The sequence below is a fragment of the Delftia sp. K82 genome (assembly GCF_002193035.1).
Classification (GTDB): domain Bacteria; phylum Pseudomonadota; class Gammaproteobacteria; order Burkholderiales; family Burkholderiaceae_C; genus Comamonas; species Comamonas acidovorans.
The window spans coordinates 782681-798988 of sequence record NZ_MYFL01000003.1 but is presented as its reverse complement, the minus strand read 5'-3'; the positions used below and the strand labels follow the sequence as shown (position 1 = coordinate 798988).

The window sequence follows — 16308 nt, the reverse complement described above, 5'->3', positions numbered from 1 at the left end:
AATGGACATGAACCCGACCCCTCCCTCCCTGCCCGAAGTCCGCCGCGCCCTGGCGCGCTCCATCGGCCTGGCCGCCTTTGTCTACGGCTATCCGCTGATAGAGACCTACCGCACCTGCCGCCTGCAGACCGATGCCGGCGCCGCGCGCGCTACCGGCCTGGGCCTGGACATGCGCGGCGACTTCGACACGCTGCACCACAGCCAGCGCCCCTCCACCCATGAGGACCGCGACGTGGTCACGCCCGCCAACGACCTGCTGTACTCGCTGGCCTGGATCCACCTGGCCGACGGCCCGCGCCTGCTGACCGTGCCCTCCAGCGCCGCACATCCGGGCCGCTATTTCGTGCTGGCCCTGTACGACGCCTATACCGAGAATTTCGAGAACCTGGGCCCGCGCAACTGCGCGCCCGAAGGCGAGACCGTGGTCCTGGTCGGGCCGGGCGGCCAGGTGCCGGAACACCTGGCCGGCCACCGTCTGGTGCACTGCCCCAGCAACCTGGTCTGGCTCATCGGCCGCACCGTGGTGGGCGATGCGCCCGACTGGCCTGCGGCCCGCGCACTGCAGGCCGACATCCGGCTGGAGCCCGCGCCAGGCACGCCGAAAGGAGGCCGCCCGGCCGCCGTCGCGAACTGGGTCGGCCCGCCCGTGGACGCCATGGCGGCCGCCTTCGAGAGCCAGGAGCCTGCGGCCGAGGTTGCGCCGCGATTTTTTGCCAACCTCTGCCATGCGCTGGCCGAGGCACCTGGCCGCAAGGAGGACCAGGGGCTGCTGGCCTGGTTCGGCCAGGCCGGCCTGGTGGCAAGCGCCCACATGGCGTGGGAGCAGCTGGAGGAGCCCGTGCGCGAAGGCCTGACCGAGGGCTTTGCCGACGGCGTGCGCACCGTGGCCGCCATGGGGCGCAACCGCCGTCCCCGGCCCTGGACCATGACGCCGTCCACCGGCCGCTACGGCAGCGAGTACCTGGGCCGCGCACGCACCGCCTACTTGGGCCTGGGCGCGCTGGCCACCAGCGAGGCCATCTACGCGGCCGCCCACCACGACGCAGGCCTGCAGCCGCTGGACGGCAGCCAGCGCTATGTGCTGCGCTTCAATGCCGCCGACATGCCACCGGCCGACGCATTCTGGTCGGTCACCCTGTACGACGCCGACCGCTTTCTCTACGGCAACGAGATCGGCCGCCACTCCATAGGGGACCGCACGCCGGGATTGCTGCGCGAGGCCGACGGCAGCCTGCAGATCGACCTGGGCCATGCCCGACCAACACAGGGCGCCGCCAACTGGCTGCCCACGCCGCACGGGCGCTTCTACCTAATCCTGCGCATGTACCACCCGCAGGCAGGCGCGCACCAATGGCCTGTTCCGCCCCTGCAGCCCGTGGCCGCATGAGACACGCCATGGACCTGAGCACCCTGGCCGAAGAGGCCGTCATCCACACCTGCCCGCTGTACGAGATGCGCCGCATGCGCGCGGCCACCTCGCCCCGGCGCAATGCGGCGGGCGAGGCCGCGCCCGCACCGCTGCGCTGGTGCAACCAGTTCGTGCATGCGCGCCAGCTGCTGCGCGCCGGCACCAGCCGCGTGGTCACGCCCAACAACGACACGCTCTACACCAACGCCTGGCTGGACCTGGGCGCCGGGCCGCTGGTGATCGACGTGCCCGACACGGCGGGCCGCTACTACGTCCTGGGCCTGCTGGACTTCTTCACCAACCCCTTCGCCCACCTGGGCCAGCGCCTGACGGGCACGGCAGCGCGCTCCTTCCTGGTCACGCCGCCCGGCTGGCAGGGGGCGCTGCCGCCACCGTTCGATGCGCCCGGCGCACACATTGCCGCGCCCACGCCCTGGCTGTGGGTGATAGGCCGCATCCTGGTCGATGGCGAGCACGACCTGCCCGCCGTGCACGCGCTGCAGGACGGCTTTGCGGTGCGCCCGCTGGCCGACTGGCAGGCGGGCACTCCCTCGCAGGCCCGCGCCTTCGACCCGGACTGCGATCCCCAGGCCCCGCCAAATGCCGAGCACTATGCAGCCCAGGTGAATGCCGCCTTACGCGACAACCCGCCGCCAGCAGGGCATGCCGCACGGGTCGCGCGCTTTGCGGCCGTGGGCCTGGGTGCCGGGCTGGGCGCACCCGACGCGGAACAGCAAGCCGCACTGCAGCGCGCCCTGGACAGCGTGCTGCCCCGGCTGCGCGCAGCCAGCACGGGCCGGCGCCTGGACTCGGGCTGGGAACTCCCCGCCCTGGTCGAAGGCAGTTTTGGCGACGACTTCCAGGCCCGCGCCGAAATTGCGCTCAAGTACATCGGCATGCTGGAAAGCCGCGAGGCCATCTACCCGCTGGCCTGGCATGACGCCCAGAGCCGGCCCCTGCACGGCAGCCGCCGCTACCGGCTGCGCTTTGCCCCAGGCGCGCTGCCGCCCGTGCAGGCCTTCTGGTCCCTGACCCTCTACGGCGCCCACGACTGCATGCTGGTGGACAACCCCATCGACCGCTATGCCATCGGCGACCGCACGCCGGGCCTGCGCCCCGACGCTGATGGCGATGGCGGGTTGACTATCCACATCAGCCACGCGCCGCCGGCCAGCGAAAACCACCGCGCCAACTGGCTGCCCGCGCCGCGCGAAGGCTTTTACCTGTGCCTGCGCGCCTACATGCCCAGTCCCGAACTGCTGGACGGCCGCTACGCCCTGCCCCCCATCGAACCAGAACAGGAGACCCCATGAACGCCAGAGACGACGACAAGCCCTTTTTGCTGGTGGGCACCGGCAGCGAAACCGTGGCGCCGGGCCTGCACATATTGCGCGGCCAGGGCCAGTCCTTCGTGGCCGAGACCGGCGCGGGCCTGGTGGTGATCGACGCCGGCCCCGGCGGCAAGGTCAGCCAGGACATGATCGCCAGCCTGCGCCAGCTCAGCGACGCGCCCGTGCATGCGCTGTGCTACAGCCACGGCCACATCGGCTACAACGCGGGCGTGCCCGCCTGGCTGGAGCATGCGGCCGCGCGCGGAGAGCCAGTGCCGCGCCTCATCGCGCACCGCAACCTGCCGCGCCGCCAGACTCGCTACCGCGAGACCCGGGCGCTGCAGCACCGCATGGCCGAGATCCAGTTCAACCGCAGCGCGGGCTTTTTCGAGCACCGGCTGGACATGCACGAGCCCACCGAAACCTTCGACACGCGGCTGGAGATAGGCAGCGGGGACAGCCGCATCGAGCTGTTCTGGGCGCCGTCCGAGACCGACGACGCCATCGCGCTGTGGAGCCCCGGCCAGCGCGTGCTGTACGGCGGCGCGGCGCTGCTGGACTCCATCCCCAACATCGGCACGCCGTTTCGCACGCTGCGCGACACCGTGCGCTGGGCCGACACGCTGCAGGCCATGGCCGCGCTGCGCCCGCTCAAGGCCGTGCGCGAGTTCGGTCCCGTGATCGAGGGCGAGCAGGCCGTGCAGCAGGTGCTGCTGCACACCGCACAGGCGCTGCGCTGGCTGCGCGCCGAAGTCGTGCGCCTGATGAACGAGGGCCTGAACGAGCAGCAGGTGCTCGCGGCCATGGACTATCCGCAGGAACTGTTCGGCGTGGAGTGGATGAAGCCCACCTATGGCGACCCCAGCTACATCGTGCGCGACATCTACCGTTCGGAAAACGGCTGGTGGGACCGCAACCCGACCACGCTGCACCCGGCCCCGCCCGAAGCCGCAGGCGCCGCCATTGCCGACGCCATCACCGACAAGCCCGGCCTGGTGGCCAGCGCCCAGGCGCTGGCCGACGCGGGCCAGTGGCAGCTGGCCCTGCATGTGATCGACGTGCTGGCCACCGCGGCGGGCGACGCGCCCGAGATCGGCCAGGCCCGCAGCCTCAAGGCCGGCTGGCTGCGCGAGCGTGCGCGCGAGGTGGACAGCTATGTCTCGCGCAACCTCTACCGCGTGGGGGCCGACATGATCGAACAGGGCACGCAGGCGCGCCTGGGGCTACGCTGACGGGGCCGCGCACAGGCAAGGCGACACAAGGCGACACAAGGAGACAAGTGCATGAAGACGATGAAGAAGCACGGCATGGCCCTGGCACTGCTGCTGGCCATGGCCTGCACAGGCCACGCCCAGCCGGCACAGGATGCCGGCAACTACCCCGCCCGCCCCGTCACGCTGATCGTGCCCACGGCCGCCGCCGGCGGCACGGACACCATCGCGCGGGTGTTTGCCGAAGGCCTGACCCGGCTGCTCAAGCAGCCCTTCGTGGTGGACAACCGGCCCGGCGCCAACGGCCTGGTCGGCGTGGAGCAGGCCGCGCGCAGTGCGCCGGACGGCGACCGGCTGCTGTTCACCTACACGGCGTCCATGGCCGTGAATCCCAGCCTCTACCGCAAGGTTCCGTATGACCCGATCAAGGACTTCGCCCCCATTGCGCAGATAGGGCGCGCGGGCAATCTGCTGCTGGTCTCGCGCGATCTGCCCGTGCATTCGCTCAAGGAGTTCGTGGAGCATGTGCGCGCCCGGCCCGGCCAGCTCAGCTATTGCTCCTGGGGCCAGGGCTCGGGCGGGCACCTGACCATGGAATTCCTGCTCAAGCAGGCCGGCCTGCAGATGCAGCATGTGCCCTACAAGGGCAGCAGCCCCTGTGTGCAGGGCCTGCTGGGCGGGCAGGTGCAGGCGGCGTTTGCAGACACCTCTTCCACCGTGGAACTGGTGCGTGCGGGCCGCGTGCGCGCCATCGCACACAGCGGCGACAAGCGCATTCCCAGCCAGCCGGACCTGCCCAGCCTGACCGAGGCGGGCTACCCGTTCCACAACTATTCCTGGTACGGCGTCTTCGCGCCCGCCAAAACGCCGCAGCCCATCGTGGACAAGCTCAACGCCGCCATCAACCAGTTGCTGCAGGACCCGGCCACGGCCAAAAAGCTGGGCGAGCTCAACCTGACCGATCTGCCCCGGACCACGCCCGCGCAATTCGCCGACACGCTGCGCCAGGACCTGGCGGACTGGGGCCGGCTGGTGCGCGAGGTGGGTGTGCAGCTGGACTGAGGGCAGGCCCTTGGCGGGCCAGGCTCACTCGGCCACGATGCCCGTCCTGCGCACCACCTCGCCAAAGCGCTGGAGGCGGTCGGACATCATGGCCTCGAAGGCGGCGGGGCTCATTTCCTCGGGCGGGGTCACGCCCCGGTCCTGCAGGCTGGCCACCATGGCCGGCGCCGTGGCGGCCTGGCGCACGGCCTTGAAGAGGGCCTGCACCACGGGCGCGGGCGTGCCGGCCGGCGCGGCCAAGCCGGTCCATGAGCTCATGTTCAGCTGCGGGTAGCCAACCTCGGCCAGCGTGGGCACATCGGGCAGCTGCGCCACGCGCTGCTCGGAGGCCACGGCCAGGGCGCGCACCTTGCCTGCCTGGATGTGGGGCAGCATGGAGATGAGGTTGTCGAAGAACACCTGCACCTCGCCCGCCAGCACCGAGGTGACCAGCAGCGTGCCGCCCCGGTAGGGAACATGGGTGATGTCCAGGCCCGCATCGGCCTTGAACATCTCCATGTTGAGCTGACCCATGCTGCCCGTGCCGCCGCTGCCGTAGTTGAGCTGGCCAGGGTGCTTTTTGGCATAGGCGATGAACTCCGCAAAGCTGCGGATGGGCAGGCTCGCGGGCACGACCAGCACATTGGGCAGGCGGCCCAGGATGGCGATGTTCTCGAAGTCCTTGATGGGGTCGTAGCCCACCTTGGGCTGGGTCAGCGGATTGGCCAGGTGGCTGCTCTGCGAGGACACGACCAGGGTGTAGCCGTCCGGCTTGGCGCGCGCCACGGCCAGCGCAGCCACCGAGCCGCCCGCGCCGGGCCGGTTCTCCACCACGATGGGCACGCCCAGGATGCGCGCCATGGGCTCGGCGTACTGGCGCGCCATGGCGTCCACCGAGCCACCGGCCGGAAACGGCACGATGAAGCTGATCTGGCGCGTGGGGTAGCCGGCGGCCTTGCCTTCGGCGGCCAGCGCCGCAAGCGGCGCCAGCACACCCAGGCCCAGCCCCGCGCCGAGCACGCGGCGGCGGGAAGGGTGGCTGGCAGCCTGGCGGGCGATAGGGGTCATGCTCATGTCTCCTCCTTATGGAAATACGTCGGCTGCGCCCGGCCATCCGGGGCGCCCTGGGGGCACCCTGGGCGTGCCCTGCTTACTCGGCCACGATATGGGCCTTGCGCACCACCTCGCCGAAGAGCTTCAGGCGCTCGGCCATCATCTTCTCGAAGGCGGCGGGGCTCATCTCCTCGGGCGCGACCACGCCGCGCTCCTTGAGGCTGGCCACCATGGCCGGCGCCGTGGCCGCCTGGCGGATGGCCTTGTACAGCGTCTGGACGATGGCGTCGGGCGTGCCCGCAGGCGCCGCAATGCCGGTCCAGGAACTCATGTTGAGCTGGGGATAGCCGACCTCGGCCATGGTGGGCACGTCGGGCAGCATGGGCAGGCGCTGCTCCGAGGCCACGACCAGGGCGCGCACCTTGCCCGACTGCACGTGGGGCAGCATGAAGACCAGGTTGTCGAGGATGAACTGCACCTCGTTGCCGATAGCGGCCGTGACCAGCGGCGAGCCGCCACGGTAGGGGATGTGCGTGGCAAAGATGCCCGTGGCGGCCTTGAGCATTTCCACATTGAGCTGGCCCATGCTGCCGATGCCGGCGCTGCCGTAGTTGACCTGGCCGGGGCGCTTTTTCACGTACTCGATGAACTCCTGGAAGTTCTTCACGGGCAGGCTGGAATGCACCATCAGCGCATTGGGCTGGCGGCCCAGGATGGCAATGTTCTCGAAGTCCTTGATGGGGTCGTAGCCCACCTTGGGCTGGGTCAGCGGATTGGCCAGGTGGCTGCTCTGCGAGGACACGACCAGGGTGTAGCCGTCCGGCTTGGCGCGCGACACGTACTGCGTGGCCACCGAGCCGCCCGCGCCGGGCCGGTTCTCCACCACGATGGGCGCGCCGAGGATGCGCGACAGGGGCTCTGCGTACTGGCGGCCCATGATGTCCACCGAACCGCCGGGCGGAAACGGCACGACCAGTGTGATCGGGCGCGAGGGGTACTTGTCATCGGCGCGTGCGGCCAGCGGCGCCAGCGCGGACAGGCCCGCCAGGCCAAGGCCTGCGCCCAGCAGCTTGCGGCGGGTGTTCAGGGAGGGGTTCACGGACAGGTTTTTCATGGGTATCAGCGCAATCAGGGGTGATCAAAGATGGCGAGGGCCACGGCCTGCGCACGCGGCACGAAGGTGGCCAGCTCGCAGTACTCGCGCTCGGTATGGGGATGGCCGCCCACGGGGCCGGTGGCGCACAGCGTGGGCACGCCCACCGAGGCGGTCAGGCCGCTGTCGGCCGCGCCGCCCGTGAACTCGCCCTGCACGTCGAAGCCCAGCGACTGCGCGCCGCGCCGGTACAGCTGCAGCAGCGCATCGGGCGTGGGCGCCATGGGCAGGGTGCGGCGCACGGCGGTGACGCGGCCCTGGGTGCGGGGCACGGATTCTTCCTCCACGATGGCGCGGATGCGCTCCATCAGCGCATCGGGATCGGTCTGGGCCGTGTAGCGCACATCGAGCTCGGCCTTGGCGTGGGGCGCCACCATGTTCGGCACGATGCCGCCCTGCAGCACGCCCACATTGGTGGTCGTGCCCGTGGCAGGATCGGTCAGCGCATGCAGGGCCAGCAGCTTGCGCGCCATGGCCTCCAGCGCGCTGGCGCCGGCCGCGTGGTTGATGCCCGCATGGGCGGCCACGCCCTGCACCTCGAACTCCACGGCCATCGATCCCTTGCGGCTGGTCACCAGGTTGCCGCTGACGCGGCCGGGCTCGGCATTGAAGACGGCGCGCGCGCCGCGCACCGTGTCCATGATGGTCTGGCGCGTGGCGGGCGAGCCGATCTCCTCGTCGCACGAGAAGAACAGCTTGAGCGGCGCGCCCAGGCCGCCGCAGCGCGCAAAGGCCTCGGCCACGAAGACGTTGAGCACCAGGCCCGACTTCATGTCGGCCACGCCGGGACCGTAGGCCCTGCCCTCTTCCACGCGGAAGGGGCGGCGCGCCACGGTGCCCGCCGGGAAGACGGTGTCCATATGGCCCATCAGATAGATGGGTGCGCCTTCGGCCGGGCCGTCCCCGTCGGGACCGGCGACATCGGCATGCAGCAGCACGCCGTAGCCGGGCACGTCCTCGAAACGCACGGCCACGCCGGCCGCCTCCAGCCGCTCGCGCAGCGCCTGGGCCACGGCCAGGATGCCGGCTTCATCGCGGCTGCCGCTGTCGATATCGACAATCCTGTGCAACAGGTCTTGCATGGCCTGCTGCTGGCCGCCCAGCCAGTCCAGCAGTCTCGCGCGCTGCTGCACGCGGCTTTGTTCGAGGGTATCGTGCATGGTGGAATCTCCAGAGTGCATGCAGTGTTGCACGCGACCCCCTATTTTGCAACACACGTTGCATATACAAGAAAAATATGAAATCACCATTGCAAAAAGCCGCACTGCTGCTGCCGCAGCGCCTGGCGCAGCAGGGCGCGGAGCTGACGGCCAGCGAGCTGACGCTGGCCCAGACCCTGGGCAGCAACTACCCGCATGCGCTGCTGGAGTCGGCCACGGCGCTGGCCGCGCACACGGGCACCAGCGCCTCGACCGTGGTGCGCCTGTTCGCCAAGCTCGGCTATGCCAGCTATGCCGAGGCCCAGCGCGAGGCGCGCGGCGAGGTGACGGCGCTGCTGCAGACGGCCGCCCAGCGCGCGCCCGTGCTGCTGGGCGCGCAGCGCAGCCTGAGCGAATGCGTGGACGATGCGCTGCTGCACGACCAGCACAACATCCAGGCCACGCGCGAGGGGCTGGACATGGCGGCCTTCGAGGCCATGGCCCGCAAGCTGGCCCAGAGCGAGGGCCGGGTGTTCGTGCTGGCCCAGCTCAACAGCTCGCCGGTATCCGCCTGGCTGGCCCTGCACCTGAACATGTGCCGCCCCGGCGTGCAGGAGCTGGATGCCGGAGCCATCGCGCCGGCCGACCAGCTGCTGTGGATCGGCCCCTCGGACACGCTGCTGGCCTTCAGCGTCAGCCAATATTCGCGCGGCACCTTCGAGATAGCGCAGCGCTTTGCCGACGCCGGCGCCCAGGTGCTGGCCCTCACCGACAGCCCCGCCGCGCCGCTGGCCACCGTGGCCCACCACTGGCTGCAGGTACGCACGGCCAATGCCTCGCCCTTTCACTCCTACACGGCGGCCTTCTACCTGTGCAACGCCCTGGTATCGGCCGTGGCCCAGCTGCGCCACAAGGATGTGTCCGAGGCCCTGGCCCGGCGCGACGCGCTGTGGAAGGAGTTCAACCACCAGCTGATCAGGACGCCCGAGCCGCGCGGGCCGGCTCGCGCCGCGCGCAAGCCACCCGCGCGCAGGTCTTCTACATAGACCAGTAGTACTTGAAGCTCAGCGTGGCCTCGCGATCCACGCCGCGGAAGATGCCTGCGAAGTACTTGCGGTTGAACAGGTTGTTGATGTTCAGCGCGATGCGGTACTGCGGCGTCTCGTAGGCCAGCGCCAGGTCGGCCAGTGTGGCGGAGTCGTTGATGTTCAGCGTGCCGTCCGCTGCCACGTTGTAGGGAGAGCGACCCTTGTAGCGCAGGCCGCCGGCCACCATCAGGCCCGGCACCGCGCGCGGTCGGTAGTCCAGCCACAGGCTGGCCATGTGGCGTGTGGTCTGTATGGTCTGGCGGCCGATTTCGGCGGGCCGGTTGCTCTGCGTGGTGCGCGGGTCCAGGTAGGTGTAGCTGGCCAGCGCGTTCAGCTCGCGCGTGAGCGCGAAGCGGCCTTCCAGCTCCAGCCCCGTGGAGCGCACCTCGCCCGTCTGGATGCTGAAGCGCGGGTGGTCAGGGTCCAGCGTGGTGACGTTGGTCTGGCGCAGGTCGAAGACCGAGGCCGTGATCAGCGAGGTGCTTCCCGGAGGCTGGTACTTCACGCCCGCCTCGTACTGCTTGCCGCGCCGGGGCTCGAACGGATTGCCGTCGTACTGCAGGCCCGTGACCGGATCGAAGGAGGTCGCGTAGCTCGCATAGGGCGCCCAGCCGCTGTCGAACAGGTAGAGCAGGCCCGCGCTGCCGGTGGTGGCGCTGTCGCTCATGCGCGGCTGGGTGCTGCTGTTCTGCGTGGTGCGCGCCTGGTCATGGCGCAGGCTGAGATTGGCCACCCAGCGGTCCCACTTGAACTGGTTGAGCGTGTAGATGCCGGTCTGGCGCAGGTCCGTGCGGCTGTCCTCCAGCTCTGGATAGGCGATGGACTGGCCATAGGCGGGGTCGAGCATGTCCAGGTCGGGCACATCCCAGCCAAAGCCCAGGCCGCCGCGCTCCCTGTACTTCACATGGTCCATGCCGAAGGCCATCCGGTGCTGCAGCCCGCCCCAGCGCAGGTCCTTCTGCAGGCGGGTGTCCAGCGCCAGCGTGCGGCCCTTGGTGCGCTGGGCCAGGCTGGCGCGCGAGACGCTTCGGCCGTCGGCCAGCACGTCCATGGCGTAGATGTGGCGGTAATCGATGTCGATGGTGGAGTAGCGCAGATTCTGCGTGAGCTGCCAGCCGCTGTCGGTCTGGTGCGAGAACTCGTAGCCCAGCGATCGCGTGTCGCGGTCGAAGCGGTCGAAGGACGGGTCGCCGGCCGTCAGGTGCGCGGGCAGGTCCTTGATCTGCGGGTAGGTGAACAGGCTGGGCCACCAGGACTTGGGCGTGCCGCGCTCGCGCGAATAGCTGCCCAGCACGGTCAGGTGGGTGCGGCCGGAGAGGTTCCAGCGCAGCGAGGGCGCGATGGAGATGCGGTCATCGCGCGAGCCCACGGTGCGTCCGTCGCTGTCACGCGCCTTGAGGTTGAGCCGGTACAGCAGGTCGCCCGAGGCATCCAGCGCGCCGCCCAGATCGGCCGTGGCCTGGGCGCGCTGGTAGCGGCCATAGGACAGGCCCACGCTGTTCAAATGGTCGGCCTCGGGTTTCTTGGAGACCACGTTGATCACGCCGCCCGGCCGCCCCTGGCCAAAGAGCACGGAGGCCGGGCCCTTGATGACCTCGATGCTGTCCAGCTCGTCGATCTCGTCGTTCCACGAACCATAGGTGCCGGCTGAAAACTGCCGCAGGCCGTCCTTGTAGTAGGAGCTGCCATCGCTGAAACCCCGGATGATGGCGCCCGTCATGCGCAGGTCCGCGCCCGTGACTTCGGTGGACACGCCGGCCGTGTACGACAGGGCCTGCTCGATGCTCTTGGGCGCCTGGTTCTGCAGCTGCTCCTGGGTGACGATGGAGATGGAGCGCGGCGTCTCGATCAGCGGCGTGTCCAGCTTGGTGCTGGCGCTCCTGCCGCTGCCCACGTAGCTGCCCGGCGCGGCCATGCGCTGCGATGTCACGTTGACCGTGGACAGCGTGGTGCCCGCCGACGGCTGAGGCTGCGGCGCAGGCGCCTTGCGCAGCGTGAACGTGCCCTGCTCGGTGCTGTGCGCGGTCACACCGGTGCCAGCCAACAGCCGGTCCATGGCCTCCTGCGGCGTGAAGCTGCCTTGGAGGGCCGGCGCCTGGCGGCCGCCCAGCACGGCTTCGTCGTACAGCACCTGGAACTGGGCCTGGCGGCCAAAGGCTCGCAGCGCGTTGATCAGCGGCTGCGCCGGCTGGTCAAAGGCCAGGCGCTGTCCGGATGACGGCATCGGTGAAGAGGCGGCCGGCTGCTGAAGCTGTTGCGCACGGGCGGACGGCGCGGCGCCCATGCCGGCCACGGCACCGGCCACCAGCCACGCCAGCAGGCGCGGACTGGCCTGCGGGCCGGCGCCCTGCTCCTTCATGTTCCTGTGTCGGGCATGTATGCCCCTGCCTGCGAATTCCCTGCCTGCTGCTTCTTGCGCTCTCATTGCCACTCCGTTGCTGTGCCGTTGCACGGGCACGCGACGGGCAGGCTGCAGGCAGCCGTCGCGGGCGATCAGGAACCGCGTCGGACAAGCCATTCCAGCCCACCCGCGCATGCGCGTCAGGTGTTGCGGCCGTTGGCTGGGGCGTGAGGGACGAGCGCCCTCGGTGGTCCTTGGCTGGCAGCCGTGCGGGCCTGGAAAATCCACGCCCCTGCCCCTATAGAAGCCAAGACCGGTGCAAAGCTGGAACCTGGGGTTGGCCGTCAGTTTGAAACAAATTGTTTCTCAACCTTCGATTCATCCCCGCACGATCAGCCACCCTCCGCCGCTGCGCGGCTGCACGCGTACCGCAATCAAGGCAGGCAGCGCGCGCACAAAGCGCTCGGGCGCGGCCGTGGCCAGCAGGCCCGAGACACGCAGGCGGCCCAGCGACTCGTCGCCCAGCTCCACGGGCGCACCCAGATAGCGCGACAGCTCCTGCGCCACCTCCGCCAGCGGCGTGCCGCTGAAGCGCACCTGGCCCGTGCGCCAGTCGCCCACGCTGTCCGCATCGGCCACCACGGAGCTGTGCCGGCCGGCGCTGTCCACAGCCACGCCCGCGCCTGCCGCCAGCAGCAGGACATCGCCCCCGGCCCGCTCCCGCTCGGGCCGCAGCTGCACCTTGCCCTCCAGCACCTTCACCACCAGCCGCGGCGGCCCGGCGCGCACATTGAACGCGGTGCCCACCACCCGGACGCGGCTGGCGCCGGAGTCCACGGTGAAGGGCCGGTCCGGGCCGGGCGTGACCTCGAAGAAGGCCTCGCCCCGATCCAGCACCACCTCGCGGCGGCGCGGGTAGTAGCGCACCTGAAGTTCGCTGTCCACGTTGAGGTCCACGCGCGAGCCATCGGGCAGCTCGATGCTCTGCGTCTGCCCGGGCGCCGTGCGGGCCTGCAGCGTATAGCCCGGCGTGTGATCCCAGCGGTACCAGCCACCCCAGGCCAGCAGCGAGACCACCGCCAGCACGGACAGGGCTGCTGCAGGGCGGCCGGGCCAGCGGGCATGAACGCGCTGGCGCGGCGGCGCGGCCGCTGGTGCAGCGCAGACGGCAGGCGCGGCGGGCGGCACCGCTGCGCCAAACTCATCGGGAAACAGTTCCCTGAGCTGTGGCGCGCCATGCCAGTGGCGCGACATGCCTTCGAAGATGCTGCGGTGCAGCGGGTTGGCGCCCAGCCACGCATCCAGCGCGCGCTCATCGGCGCCCGTCCAGTCCGGCTGCTGGCGGCGCACGAACCAGTCGGCCGCCCTGTCATGCAGCCCCACCAGCTCCTGCGGCGAAACGCCCGGGGGAAGTTCGTTGCTCATCGTGTGTTCTCTGCGGCGCCCGGCCGCTGCTCGTCTGCGCGCAGCAGGGCACGCATTTGCTCGGCGCTGGCGTAGCGTACGCGGATCTCGCAATAGGACAGTGCCCGGCTCAGGTGGCGCGAGACCATGCGCACGGTGATGTCCATGCGCTCGGCCGTCTGCTCCAGCGTCAGTTCCTGCACGCGGTGAAGCACGAAGGCCTGGCGCTGGCGCTCGGGCAGCTCGTTCAGGGCATCGCGCAGCCGGGCCAGGCGCTGGCGGCGCTCATCGTCCAGCGCATGATCGGCTCTGTCGCGGGCCGGCAGGGACTCGACCTCGTCGCGGCAATCCTCCACGGACACCAGCCGCACACCGGCCTGCTGCGGTGTCGTGCGGTGCGCGAAGGCCGCCACGCTGCGCACGACCTGATGCAGATAGGGCCGCTCTTCGTCCACGGGCAGGCACTTGTCGGCCGACAGCATGCGCACGAAGACCTCCTAGGAGGCATCCTCGATATCGGCCGGGCTCTTGAAGTACCGCGCCAGCATGCGCTGCAGTGGCTTGCGCCAGCGGGTGTAGAGACTGCGGGAATGGCCACCGGGCTCTCCCGGGGCGTCGTCGCGCTTCATGGCAGGCATGGCACGGCGGACGTGGAAGTTGTCCGGCGGCGGGGTAATGGGGGCGGAATCTGGAGCACGATGCAAACAGCTGAGCCGGCGATTGTATCGAGAACGATTCTCATCATCAGCTCGCCTTGGCCACAAAAAAAGGGCGCCGAAGCGCCCCTTGATTGCCGTGCCCGCAAGGGCCGCACCGGTTCAGTGCTGCAGGATCTTGTTGAGAAATTCCTTGGTGCGCGGCTGGCGTGCTTCGGGGTTGCCGAAGAATTCGTCCTTGGAGCAGTCCTCCAGGATCTTGCCGCCCACGTCCATGAAGATCACGCGGCTGGCCACCTTGCGTGCGAAGCCCATTTCGTGGGTCACGCACATCATGGTCATGCCTTCGTTGGCCAGGCCGATCATCACGTCCAGCACTTCGCCGACCATTTCGGGGTCCAGCGCGGAGGTGGGTTCGTCGAACAGCATCACGATGGGGTCCATGGACAGCGCGCGCGCAATGGCCACGCGCTGCTGCTGGCCACCCGACAGCTGGCCCGGGAACTTGTCCTTGTGCGCCGTCAGGCCCACGCGGTCCAGCATCTTGAGGCCACGCTTCTTGGCATCGTCCGGGCTGCGACCCAGCACCTTGATCTGGGCGATGGTCAGGTTCTCGGTCACCGACAGGTGGGGGAACAGCTCGAAGTGCTGGAACACCATGCCCACGCGGCTGCGCAGCTGAGGCAGGTTGGTCTTGGGATCGTGCACGGCCACGCCGTCCACGAAGATCTCGCCCTTCTGGAAGGGCTCCAGCGCGTTGATGGTCTTGATCAGCGTGGACTTGCCCGAGCCCGAAGGGCCGCAGACCACCACGACCTCACCCTTCTGGATGTTGGTGGAGCAGTCGGTCAGCACCTGGAAGCTGCCGTACCACTTGGAAACGTTCTTGAGTTCAATCATTGGTTCACTCCGACTCGTGTCAGTTGTCCATCGCCGCGCCGACAAGGGGCGCGGTCATGGTGGCGGGACGGCCAGCAAGGGCCGCCCCGCAGCCAAGGCCGTCGTCCCCCTTCAAGGGGGAAGGCGCGAAGCGACTCAGGGGGTGGTGTGTCATCGAATGATGGCAATCTTTTTGTGCAGGCGCTTGACTGCCCACGAGAGCGAGTAGCACAGCACGAAGTAGGTCACGCCAGCGGCCAGATAGGATTCGATGGGACGGCCATAGTTCTTGCCCGCCACTTCGAAGCCCTTGAGCATGTCGTAGGCACCGATGGCATAGACCAGCGAGGTGTCCTGGAACAGGATGATGGTCTGCGTGAGCAGCACCGGCAGCATGTTGCGGAAGGCCTGGGGCAGGACCACGAGGCGCATGTTCTGGCCGTAGGTCATGCCCATGGCCTGGCCCGCGGAGACCTGGCCGCGCGGGATGGACTGGATGCCCGCGCGCATGATCTCGCTGAAGTAGGCCGCCTCGAAGGCGATGAAGGTGATGATGGCCGAGACCTCGGCGCCGATGGGCCGACCGATGATCAGCGGCATCAGCAGGAAGAACCACAGGATCACCATCACCAGCGGCACGGAGCGCATGCCGTTGACGTAGAGCGTGGCGGGCACATCAAGCCACTTCTTGCCGGACAGGCGCATCAGCGCCAGCACGGTGCCGAAGAGCACGCCGCCGATGGTGGCGATGACGGTCAGCGTCAGGCTGAAGTACAGGCCCTTCAGCACGAAGTTGCTGAACAGGTCCCAGGTGAAGAACGACCAGTCGATTTGCAGGTTCATGTCAGTGTCCTCCGCCGCTGGCAGCGATCAGGCCCGGGACGCGCGAACGCTTCTCGATGAAGGCCATGATGCGGTTGATGGCAAAGGCGGAAACCACATACAGGCCGGTGACGGCCAGATAGATCTCGATGCCGCGCGAAGTCTCTTCCTGCGCCTGCATGGCGAACATGGTCAGCTCGGCCACGGACACGGCGAAGGCCACGGACGAGTTCTTGAACACGTTCATGGTCTCGCTGGTCAGCGGCGGGATGATGATGCGGAACGCCATAGGCAGCAGCACGTAGCGGTAGTACTGGAACGTGGTGAAACCCATCGCCATGCCCGCATAGCGCTGGCCGCGCGGCAGCGCCTGGATGCCCGAACGCACCTGCTCGGCGATACGCGCCGAGGTGAAGAAACCCAGCGCCAGCACCACGAGCACGAAGCCCGGCAGCGACTTCAGCGCAGGAACAAAGGACGGAACCACGTGGTACCACATGAAGATGTGGACCAGCAGCGGAATATTGCGAAACAGCTCCACCCAGGCATTGCCCAGCCGCACGATCCACGGCCGGCCCTCCAAAGTGCGCAGCGTGCCGATCAGCGATCCGACGACCAGTGCGATCAACAGCGACAGCAGCGACACGGAAATGGTCCAGCCCCAGGCCGACAGCATCCAGTCGAGGTAGGTGATATCGCCGTTCTTGCCGAAGCAGCTTTGACCGACCTCTTGGGTAATGGTGTCCTGGCAGAACACCTGCCAATCCCAACTCATAGGAGCA

15 protein-coding genes are annotated in these 16308 nt (G+C 69.1%); 5 read left to right on the top strand and 10 right to left on the bottom strand.

Annotation, left to right across the window (positions count from 1 at the left end):
- The first annotated feature begins 1 nt into the window (after nt 1).
- From KDK82_RS20500 to KDK82_RS20485, 4 genes are read left to right on the top strand one after another with little or no spacing between them, the layout of a single operon-like run.
- Nucleotides 2–1387: a DUF1254 domain-containing protein gene (locus KDK82_RS20500; RefSeq protein ID WP_088166057.1), complete on the top strand. Its 1386-nt coding sequence runs from the start codon at nt 2–4 to the stop codon at nt 1385–1387.
- An 8-nt stretch (nt 1388–1395) separates the two neighbouring features.
- Nucleotides 1396–2721, top strand: a complete 1326-nt coding sequence (locus KDK82_RS20495) for a DUF1254 domain-containing protein (protein WP_088166056.1) — start codon at nt 1396–1398, stop codon at nt 2719–2721.
- On the top strand, nt 2718–3971 hold the full coding sequence (locus KDK82_RS20490) for an alkyl sulfatase dimerization domain-containing protein (RefSeq protein WP_088166055.1): 1254 nt from the start codon (nt 2718–2720) through the stop codon (nt 3969–3971). The genes KDK82_RS20495 and KDK82_RS20490 overlap by 4 nt, the downstream gene beginning before the upstream one ends.
- Before the next feature lie 51 nt (nt 3972–4022).
- Complete coding sequence (locus tag KDK82_RS20485; RefSeq protein ID WP_088166054.1) at nt 4023–5012, top strand: tripartite tricarboxylate transporter substrate binding protein; 990 nt, start codon at nt 4023–4025, stop codon at nt 5010–5012.
- Nucleotides 5013–5036: 24 nt separating this feature from the next.
- On the opposite strand, the gene KDK82_RS20480 is transcribed toward KDK82_RS20485, so the two are convergent.
- The 3 genes from KDK82_RS20480 to KDK82_RS20470 form a co-directional block, all read right to left on the bottom strand.
- Entirely contained in the window at nt 5037–6065 is a 1029-nt protein-coding gene (locus KDK82_RS20480) for a tripartite tricarboxylate transporter substrate binding protein (protein ID WP_088166053.1), read from the bottom strand.
- 76 nt (nt 6066–6141) lie between these two features.
- Nucleotides 6142–7158 (bottom strand): tripartite tricarboxylate transporter substrate binding protein, encoded by a 1017-nt coding sequence (locus KDK82_RS20475; RefSeq protein ID WP_088166052.1) that lies wholly within the window; start codon nt 7156–7158, stop codon nt 6142–6144.
- A 14-nt stretch (nt 7159–7172) separates the two neighbouring features.
- Nucleotides 7173–8357, bottom strand: a complete 1185-nt coding sequence (locus tag KDK82_RS20470) for a M20 family metallopeptidase (RefSeq protein ID WP_043819932.1) — start codon at nt 8355–8357, stop codon at nt 7173–7175.
- 77 nt (nt 8358–8434) lie between these two features.
- On the opposite strand from KDK82_RS20470, the gene KDK82_RS20465 reads away from it, so the two are divergent.
- On the top strand, nt 8435–9382 hold the full coding sequence (locus KDK82_RS20465) for a MurR/RpiR family transcriptional regulator (protein ID WP_088166051.1): 948 nt from the start codon (nt 8435–8437) through the stop codon (nt 9380–9382).
- Here KDK82_RS20465 and KDK82_RS20460 read toward each other — a convergent pair.
- From KDK82_RS20460 to KDK82_RS20435, 7 genes are all read right to left on the bottom strand, one after another.
- Nucleotides 9375–11783, bottom strand: coding sequence for a TonB-dependent siderophore receptor (locus tag KDK82_RS20460; protein WP_088166050.1), 2409 nt, complete (start codon nt 11781–11783; stop codon nt 9375–9377). The genes KDK82_RS20465 and KDK82_RS20460 overlap by 8 nt on opposite strands.
- 360 nt (nt 11784–12143) lie before the next feature.
- A complete protein-coding gene (locus KDK82_RS20455; protein WP_088166049.1) occupies nt 12144–13190 on the bottom strand; it encodes a FecR domain-containing protein in 1047 nt (348 codons plus the stop codon).
- Entirely contained in the window at nt 13187–13651 is a 465-nt protein-coding gene (locus KDK82_RS20450; protein WP_256974541.1) for an RNA polymerase sigma factor, read from the bottom strand. The genes KDK82_RS20455 and KDK82_RS20450 overlap by 4 nt, the downstream gene beginning before the upstream one ends.
- A 15-nt stretch (nt 13652–13666) precedes the next feature.
- Nucleotides 13667–13798, bottom strand: a complete 132-nt coding sequence (locus tag KDK82_RS33265; protein ID WP_256974524.1) for a hypothetical protein — start codon at nt 13796–13798, stop codon at nt 13667–13669.
- A gap of 189 nt (nt 13799–13987) precedes the next feature.
- Nucleotides 13988–14725 carry an amino acid ABC transporter ATP-binding protein gene (locus KDK82_RS20445; protein WP_012203297.1) on the bottom strand — a complete coding sequence of 246 codons (738 nt, stop codon included), beginning with the start codon at nt 14723–14725 and terminating at the stop codon, nt 13988–13990.
- Between the two features lie 150 nt (nt 14726–14875).
- Complete coding sequence (locus tag KDK82_RS20440; RefSeq protein ID WP_012203296.1) at nt 14876–15547, bottom strand: amino acid ABC transporter permease; 672 nt, start codon at nt 15545–15547, stop codon at nt 14876–14878.
- A gap of 1 nt (nt 15548) precedes the next feature.
- The gene (locus KDK82_RS20435; RefSeq protein ID WP_013804176.1) at nt 15549–16301 is read right to left on the bottom strand and encodes an amino acid ABC transporter permease; all 753 of its coding nucleotides are present in this window, start codon (nt 16299–16301) and stop codon (nt 15549–15551) included.
- Nucleotides 16302–16308 lie beyond the last annotated feature (7 nt).

Coding starts and splice junctions, on each gene's coding strand:
- KDK82_RS20435 (WP_013804176.1), bottom strand. CDS start 16,301: ATGAGTTGGGATTGGCAGGTGTTCTGCCAGGACACCATTACCCAAGAG.
- KDK82_RS20445 (WP_012203297.1), bottom strand. CDS start 14,725: ATGATTGAACTCAAGAACGTTTCCAAGTGGTACGGCAGCTTCCAGGTG.
- KDK82_RS20455 (WP_088166049.1), bottom strand. CDS start 13,190: ATGAGCAACGAACTTCCCCCGGGCGTTTCGCCGCAGGAGCTGGTGGGG.
- KDK82_RS20460 (WP_088166050.1), bottom strand. CDS start 11,783: ATGAAGGAGCAGGGCGCCGGCCCGCAGGCCAGTCCGCGCCTGCTGGCG.
- KDK82_RS20490 (WP_088166055.1), top strand. CDS start 2,718: ATGAACGCCAGAGACGACGACAAGCCCTTTTTGCTGGTGGGCACCGGC.
- KDK82_RS20495 (WP_088166056.1), top strand. CDS start 1,396: ATGGACCTGAGCACCCTGGCCGAAGAGGCCGTCATCCACACCTGCCCG.
- KDK82_RS20450 (WP_256974541.1), bottom strand. CDS start 13,651: ATGCTGTCGGCCGACAAGTGCCTGCCCGTGGACGAAGAGCGGCCCTAT.
- KDK82_RS20440 (WP_012203296.1), bottom strand. CDS start 15,547: ATGAACCTGCAAATCGACTGGTCGTTCTTCACCTGGGACCTGTTCAGC.
- KDK82_RS20500 (WP_088166057.1), top strand. CDS start 2: ATGGACATGAACCCGACCCCTCCCTCCCTGCCCGAAGTCCGCCGCGCC.
- KDK82_RS20470 (WP_043819932.1), bottom strand. CDS start 8,357: ATGCACGATACCCTCGAACAAAGCCGCGTGCAGCAGCGCGCGAGACTG.
- KDK82_RS20485 (WP_088166054.1), top strand. CDS start 4,023: ATGAAGACGATGAAGAAGCACGGCATGGCCCTGGCACTGCTGCTGGCC.
- KDK82_RS33265 (WP_256974524.1), bottom strand. CDS start 13,798: ATGAAGCGCGACGACGCCCCGGGAGAGCCCGGTGGCCATTCCCGCAGT.
- KDK82_RS20480 (WP_088166053.1), bottom strand. CDS start 6,065: ATGAGCATGACCCCTATCGCCCGCCAGGCTGCCAGCCACCCTTCCCGC.
- KDK82_RS20475 (WP_088166052.1), bottom strand. CDS start 7,158: ATGAAAAACCTGTCCGTGAACCCCTCCCTGAACACCCGCCGCAAGCTG.
- KDK82_RS20465 (WP_088166051.1), top strand. CDS start 8,435: ATGAAATCACCATTGCAAAAAGCCGCACTGCTGCTGCCGCAGCGCCTG.